Raw genomic sequence first — 7,606 nt, forward strand, 5'->3', positions numbered from 1 at the left:
GGCTACCGTCAGAGACGGTGAGATCCACTGCTGGTAAGGTACCGCCATTATTGACGAAGTCCGCACCGGCTTGGGTCAAGACCACCTGGCCGTTCACGATGGCGTAGTAGCCGTTGTCATTGGTGCCGGGCGTGAAGTCGACCGTGAGCGCATCGCCATCTTCATCGTGGGTGGTGTAGGTGGCAGCAACGTCACCTTCGTTGGCACTGTTCTCAACAAAATCGTTGGCCACGACATCGATAGTCGGCGCATCTTCGACTGGAGTCACTTCAAGTGTCAGTGTTGCACTTGAACCCGTATTGGTGGTGTAGGTGATGACCGGAACCGTGCCGTTCCAGTTGTCATTAGGCGTGAAGGTGTAAGAGCCATCTTCATTGATGACTAATGAACCACCTTCTAGCTCGACTGTGCTGCCAGCAGTATAGGTCTCACCATTGACTTCAAAGCTGACAACTGAGAGATCGCTGTCGATATCTGAGTCGTTGTCTAATACGTTACCAGTGGCAACTGTGTCTTCATCAACAGTATTGCTGTCGTTAGCCAAGATGCTTGGATCATCAACCGGAGTTACTTCAAGTGTCAGTGTTGCGCTCTCACCCGTATTGGTGGTGTAGGTGATGACTGGTACGGTGCCGTTCCAGTTGTCATTTGGCGTGAAGGTGTAGGAGCCATCTTCATTGATAACCAGTTCGCCACCTTCGAGTTCGACAGTGGTGCCAGCAGTATAGGTTTCACCATTGACTTCAAAGCTGACAACTGACAGGTCGCTATCAATATCTGAGTCGTTGTCTAAAACGTTACCAGTGGCGACAGTGTCTTCATCAACAGTATTGCTGTCGTTAGCCAAGATACTTGGATCATCAACCGGAGTCACTTCAAGTGTCAGTGTTGCACTTGAACCCGTATTGGTGGTGTAGGTGATCACCGGAACCGTGCCGTTCCAGTTGTCATTAGGCGTGAAGGTGTAAGAGCCATCTTCATTGATGACTAATGAACCACCTTCTAGCTCGACCGTGGTGCCTGCAGTATAGGTCTCACCATTGACTTCAAAGCTGACAACTGAGAGATCGCTATCGATATCTGAGTCGTTGTCTAAAACGTTACCAGTGGCGACAGTGTCTTCATCAATAGTATTGCTGTCGTTAGCCAAGATGCTTGGATCATCAACCGGAGTCACTTCAAGTGTCAGTGTTGCGCTCTCACCCGTATTGGTGGTGTAGGTGATGACTGGTACGGTGCCGTTCCAGTTGTCATTAGGCGTGAAGGTGTAGGATCCATCTTCATTGATAACCAGGGAACCACCTTCGAGTTCGACAGTGGTGCCAGCAGTATAGGTTTCACCATTGACTTTAAAGCTGACAACTGACAGGTCGCTGTCGATATCTGAGTCGTTATCTAATACGTTACCAGTGGCGACAGTGTCTTCATCGATAGTATTAGTGTCATTTATGGTATTTGTCGGGCTATCAAAAGTATTACTTTCTTCAGCATTTAGATTGTCACTTAAGTTTTCTGCTAGGGGGAGGGGTTGTCCTGAGGTGTCAAAACCTGCATTGGCAATAGTTTCAGTTCCACTACGAGCAATGGATACATGGCTTGATCCGCCTTCATTTCCCGCTTGGTTACCAGCAGCTGTATCTGGGCCTTCTGTCGGGTCTTCACCAGCAGCAATTAATGCTTGGATCTGTTCAATTTCGCTTAATGCTTCCTCTTCAGTCGTAAGAGGTTCATTACTTGTATTGAGGGAACTGTTTCCTGAGTCAGACGATAGAGAGCTACCATCATCCAATAAAATCTCAACATAACTGTCTTCTGCAACAGATATATTTGTTCCAGCAGGAATAGATTGACCTTGGCTAAGCTGTTTTACACTACCGTTAATATTAGCGGTAACGACGCCATTTAGATTTTGGATATGCCCAGCCTGCGCTGTGATTATCGATTTCATTGCCCTGCTCCCTGCAAAAACAAAAGTGTTGCAAATGCGAAATTTAAGTAACCCAGAATCGATTTATGTTACACACTGTGTTGATTTTGGTCAATTTATTGACGCTTTGTTTTTGGATTGTTTGGCTGAGGCAGTGATGGTGGGAAGTGGGAGAGAGAATAAAATAAGGCAAAGACCACTATATATAGTGGTCTTTGCTTAAGTGCTTACTAATTAATAGAGTTGTTCGCACTTTTGACTGATATTAAGGTAGGTTTAAGCCGTCATCAATTTGATCATATGGCGGGATGAAGGGCGTGGTATTTGGGTCGACGAGCAAGGCTTTATCTGTAATTAACTCTGCGATGATAAGGCCTGCATCACTGGTTCCATAGATAGTTGATAAATCAACTCCATCGAGAACAATCATGACACTGCTTGTGCCTGAACCTAGCCCATCTGCATCGACAGTTATTGTGGTATTGCCGCCGCTGAAGCTAAACGATAAGAAATCTTCTAAGCTTCCGTTCTCTTCACCTATAAGTAACTCGGATAGGTCAAGAACATCGATGTCAGGATTAAAGTTAAATACAGTATCAGTGCTTCCATCGGCAGTGTCAGACTCCCAAACAAAGAAGTCTTGTTCACCATCATCACTACCGTTTAGTGAACCACCATCCAAGCTATCATTGCCCTGTCCACCAGATAGGTAATCTCGACCAATTCCACCATCAAGAGTGTCGTCTCCGATCCCTCCGATTACAAAATCATTGCCGTCACCGCCTTCAATATTATCATTACCAGAACCGCCAACAAGCTCATCATTACCTGCTAAACCTCTTAATATATCGTTATCTTCGCGCCCGAAAATACGATCATCTAGATTTGCGCCAGTTAATAAGTCGTTATTGGTACTACCAAAGATTAGATTATTGATATTGTCGCTGCCAACGATAGTAATGGAGTCATCGGCTATTTGCTCATGTGTGAACACTGCTTCGACAAATCTTGCTTGGAAATTACCTCCATTGTTATCGAGATAGGTTATTCGCCAAATATCATCAGCAGCGACAGGGTTTGCTATAATGTAATCGGCTAAAGAGGTCGTGGTTGGATCGCCGTTTCCGTCGAGAAGAAAGATGGCTGAGTAGTCGATCTCTGCCTTCATTAGCCCAGATTCAGCATCATATGACCAAGTGATAATGCCATCTCCATCGTTATCAGGGATAACTTCAAAAATTGCGCTACCGATAGTTAACCTTGCTGATACTTCCATTTCTCTAGCGGCACCTGCCGCAGTATTCGCTCCTCGCTCATTGATAGGTACGGGTATTACAATTGGATTTTGCTGGAAGTCGGTGAATAGCATTAATGATCCACTAGCTGGGTCCGAGTTGAGCGCAGTGGCAAACAACTCTGTTATCACTAAGTCAGCCTCTTGATCATTCCCTGAGGTTAATGGACTTGAGCCGTCACCTATCTGTACGGTTTGGCTGGCGAGTCCGTTAGCAGGCACAGAGTGAATAATAAACTCACCATCTACTGAATCGCCCCCTGAGTTGATCTGGAAGGTGAAGGCTAGATCGATTTGATAATCGACATCACCATTATCCCCCGGAACGTAGACTAAGGTTTCTAGCTCTGTAGCGCTGAGTATTGGTGGCGCATTAAAGTCTATTTCCAAGAGAGTGTTACTACCATCTGCCATGTAGTAGACACTACCTAACTCAACGTCAGGGTCCAACCCTTGGGTAAGTAAGGTTATTTCTAGGTTCGATACTGTAATCGTATCATTTACATCAATGTCAGTTGGGGGAGATATTAGTAGCGGATAACCACTTAGATACGGGTCGGTAATTTCATTGTGTGAGCCTGGTAGCCAAACTTCTTGAGTGAAATCCCCCTCAATCAGATCATTTACGCCATTAATGGTGATGGTGACTTTTTCTGTATCGTATGCACCGTTTACATCTGTGACGGTGACATTAAAGCTTAAACTGATAGATTCGGTAACTCCAAGAAACTGAATCAGATTATTTGTGACACTAAAATCCCAGCTATCTTGATCGGCTGAAAAGCCATTTATAATTTGATCTATTTGCTCTTGAGTCAGTATTAACGTTAAATCTCCGTCACTCCAGCTAATATCTCCGTTGTAAGTAGCGCTTACCGAAGCGGTATCACCAGTATCGACATCAGTAAAGCTGAGCGCTCCAGTATCGCTAATTAATTGATTAACAACATCAAGGTCTTCTGTTACCTCCCCTGATGTATCGACAGTAAGCACTGGTATATCGTTGGTACCTGTGATGGTAATTGTCACCCATTGTGTACTAAAAGCGCCATGTTCATCGGTGACGGTAACCAGGAACTGCTCCTGTTCACTATCGCCCAGGGCTAGTTGATCAACCAGCAGGTTGTCATTGAGGGTGTAAGTCCAAGTGCCCGTGTTGGGATCGATAACAAAGTTACCGTAGCTACCAGCTGCATTACCGCTCCAAGTCCAAGTGGCACCGTTATCGACATCATCGGCGGTGAGAGTGTCAGAAGCGATTAAGGTGCCGGGCTCAGGTTCGTTGCCCCCAGGCTGCACACCCGCTTCCACCACATCGCCCATCGCGGCTGCAGCAGAGGAGGTGATCTCAGGTATGTCATTGGTGCCTGTGATGGTGATAGTCACCCATTGGGTGCTAAAGGCACCATGTTCATCGGTGACGGTAGCTAGGAACTGCTCCTGTTCACTATCGCCCAGGGCTAGTTGATCCACTAACAAGTTGTCATTGAGGGTGTAAGTCCAAGTGCCCGTGTTGGGATCGATAACAAAGTTACCGTAGCTGCCAGCGGCATTGCCGCTCCAAGTCCAAGTGGCGCCGTTATCGATATCATCGGCGGTGAGAGTGTCAGAAGCCACTAAGCTGCCGGGCTCAGGCTCGTTGCCTCCGGGCTGTACGCCCGCTTCCACCACATCGCCCATCGCGGCTGCAGCAGAGGAGGTGATCTCAGGCATGTCGTTGGTGCCTGTGATGGTGATAGTCACCCATTGGGTGCTAAAGGCGCCATGTTCATCGGTGACGGTAACTAGGAACTGCTCCTGCTCACTATCACCCAGCGCCAGCTGATCCACTAACAAGTTGTCATTGAGGGTGTAAGTCCAAGTGCCCGTGTTGGGATCGATAACAAAGTTACCGTAGCTACCAGCTGTATTACCGCTCCAAGTCCAAGTGGCGCCGTTATCGACATCATCGGCGGTTAACGTATCCGAGGCCACTAAGGTGCCGGGCTCAGGCTCGTTGCCCCCAGGCTGCACACCCGCTTCCACCACATCGCCCATCGCGGCTGCTGCAGAGGAGGTGATCTCAGGTATGTCGTTGGTACCTGTGATGGTGATAGTCACCCATTGGGTGCTAAAAGCGCCATGCTCATCGGTGACGGTAACTAGGAACTGCTCCTGCTCACTATCACCCAGCGCCAGTTGATCAACCAGCAGGTTGTCATTGAGGGTGTAAGTCCAAGTCCCCGTGTTGGGATCGATAACAAAGTTACCGTAGCTACCAGCGGCATTGCCGCTCCAAGTCCAAGTGGCACCGTTATCGATATCATCGGCGGTGAGAGTGTCAGAAGCCACTAAGGTGCCGGGCTCTGGCTCGTTGCCCCCAGGCTGCACACCCGCTTCCACCACATCGCCCATCGCGGCTGCAGCAGAGGAGGTGATCTCAGGCATGTCGTTGGTGCCTGTGATGGTGATAGTCACCCATTGTGTGCTAAAAGCGCCATGCTCATCGGTGACGGTAACTAGGAACTGCTCCTGCTCACTATCACCCAGCGCCAGCTGATCCACTAACAAGTTGTCATTGAGGGTGTAAGTCCAAGTGCCCGTGTTGGGATCGATAACAAAGTTACCGTAGCTACCAGCTGTATTACCGCTCCAAGTCCAAGTGGCGCCGTTATCGACATCATCGGCGGTTAACGTATCCGAGGCCACTAAGGTGCCGGGCTCAGGCTCGTTGCCCCCAGGCTGCACACCCGCTTCCACCACATCGCCCATCGCGGCTGCTGCAGAGGAGGTGATCTCAGGTATGTCGTTGGTACCTGTGATGGTGATAGTCACCCATTGGGTGCTAAAAGCGCCATGCTCATCGGTGACGGTAACTAGGAACTGCTCCTGCTCACTATCACCCAGCGCCAGTTGATCAACCAGCAGGTTGTCATTGAGGGTGTAAGTCCAAGTCCCCGTGTTGGGATCGATAACAAAGTTACCGTAGCTACCAGCGGCATTGCCGCTCCAAGTCCAAGTGGCACCGTTATCGATATCATCGGCGGTGAGAGTGTCAGAAGCCACTAAGGTGCCGGGCTCAGGGTCGTTGCCCCCAGGCTGCACACCCGCTTCCACCACATCGCCCATTGCGGCTTGCGCAGAGGAGGTGATCTCAGGCATGTCGTTGGTGCCTGTGATGGTGATAGTCACCCATTGGGTGCTAAAAGCACCATGTTCATCGGTGACGGTAACTAAGAACTGCTCCTGCTCACTATCACCCAGCGCCAGTTGATCAACCAGCAGGTTATCATTGAGGGTGTAAGTCCAAGTGCCCGTGTTGGGATCGATAACAAAGTTACCGTAGCTACCAGCTGCATTGCCGCTCCAAGTCCAAGTGGCGCCGTTATCGACATCATCGGCGGTTAACGTATCCGAGGCCACTAAGGTGCCGGGCTCAGGCTCGTTGCCTCCGGGCTGCACACCCGCTTCCACCACATCGCCCATCGCGGCTGCAGCAGAGGAGGTGATCTCAGGCATGTCGTTGGTGCCTGTGATGGTGATAGTCACCCATTGCGTGCTAAAGGCACCATGCTCATCGGTGACGGTAACTAAGAACTGCTCCTCTTCACTATCACCCAGCGCCAGTTGATCAACCAGCAGGTTATCATTGAGGGTGTAAGTCCAAGTCCCCGTGTTGGGATCGATAACAAAGTTACCGTAGCTACCAGCTGCATTACCGCTCCAAGTCCAAGTGGCGCCGTTATCGACATCATCGGCGGTTAACGTATCCGAGGCCACTAAGGTGCCGGGCTCAGGCTCGTTGCCCCCAGGCTGCACACCAGCCTCGACCACATCGCCCATCGCGGCTTCTGCAGAGGAGGTGATCTCAGGCATGTCGTTGGTGCCTGTGATGGTGATAGTCACCCATTGGGTGCTAAAAGCGCCATGTTCATCGGTGACGGTAACTAGGAACTGCTCCTGCTCACTATCACCCAGCGCCAGCTGATCTACTAACAAGTTGTCATTGAGGGTGTAAGTCCAAGTCCCCGTGTTGGGATCGATAACAAAGTTACCGTAGCTGCCAGCTGCATTGCCGCTCCAAGTCCAAGTGGCACCGTTATCGATGTCATCGGCGGTTAAGGTATCCGAAGCCACTAAGGTGCCGGGCTCAGGCTCGTTGCCTCCGGGCTGCACACCCGCTTCCACCACATCGCCCATCGCGGCTGCAGCAGAGGAGGTGATCTCAGGTATGTCGTTGGTACCTGTGATGGTGATAGTCACCCATTGTGTGCTAAAAGCGCCATGTTCATCGGTGACGGTAACTAGGAACTGCTCCTGTTCACTATCGCCCAGGGCTAGTTGATCCACTAACAAGTTGTCATTGAGGGTGTAAGTCCAAGTACCCGTGTTGGGATCGATAACAA

The 7,606-nt window shown here is 49.7% G+C and carries 2 protein-coding genes; both read right to left on the reverse strand.

Annotation, left to right across the window (positions count from 1 at the left end; genetic code table 11):
- On the reverse strand, window positions 1-1,948 hold a 1,948-nt coding region (locus tag K5Q92_RS23095; RefSeq protein ID WP_220771177.1), incomplete at its 3' end, for a retention module-containing protein.
- Window positions 1,949-2,192: 244 nt separating this feature from the next.
- Window positions 2,193-7,601, reverse strand: a complete 5,409-nt coding sequence (locus K5Q92_RS23100) for a VCBS domain-containing protein (protein ID WP_259649685.1) — start codon at window positions 7,599-7,601, stop codon at window positions 2,193-2,195.
- Window positions 7,602-7,606 lie beyond the last annotated feature (5 nt).

The sequence above is a fragment of the Shewanella sp. MBTL60-007 genome, assembly GCF_019654915.1.
Lineage (GTDB): Bacteria > Pseudomonadota > Gammaproteobacteria > Enterobacterales > Shewanellaceae > Shewanella.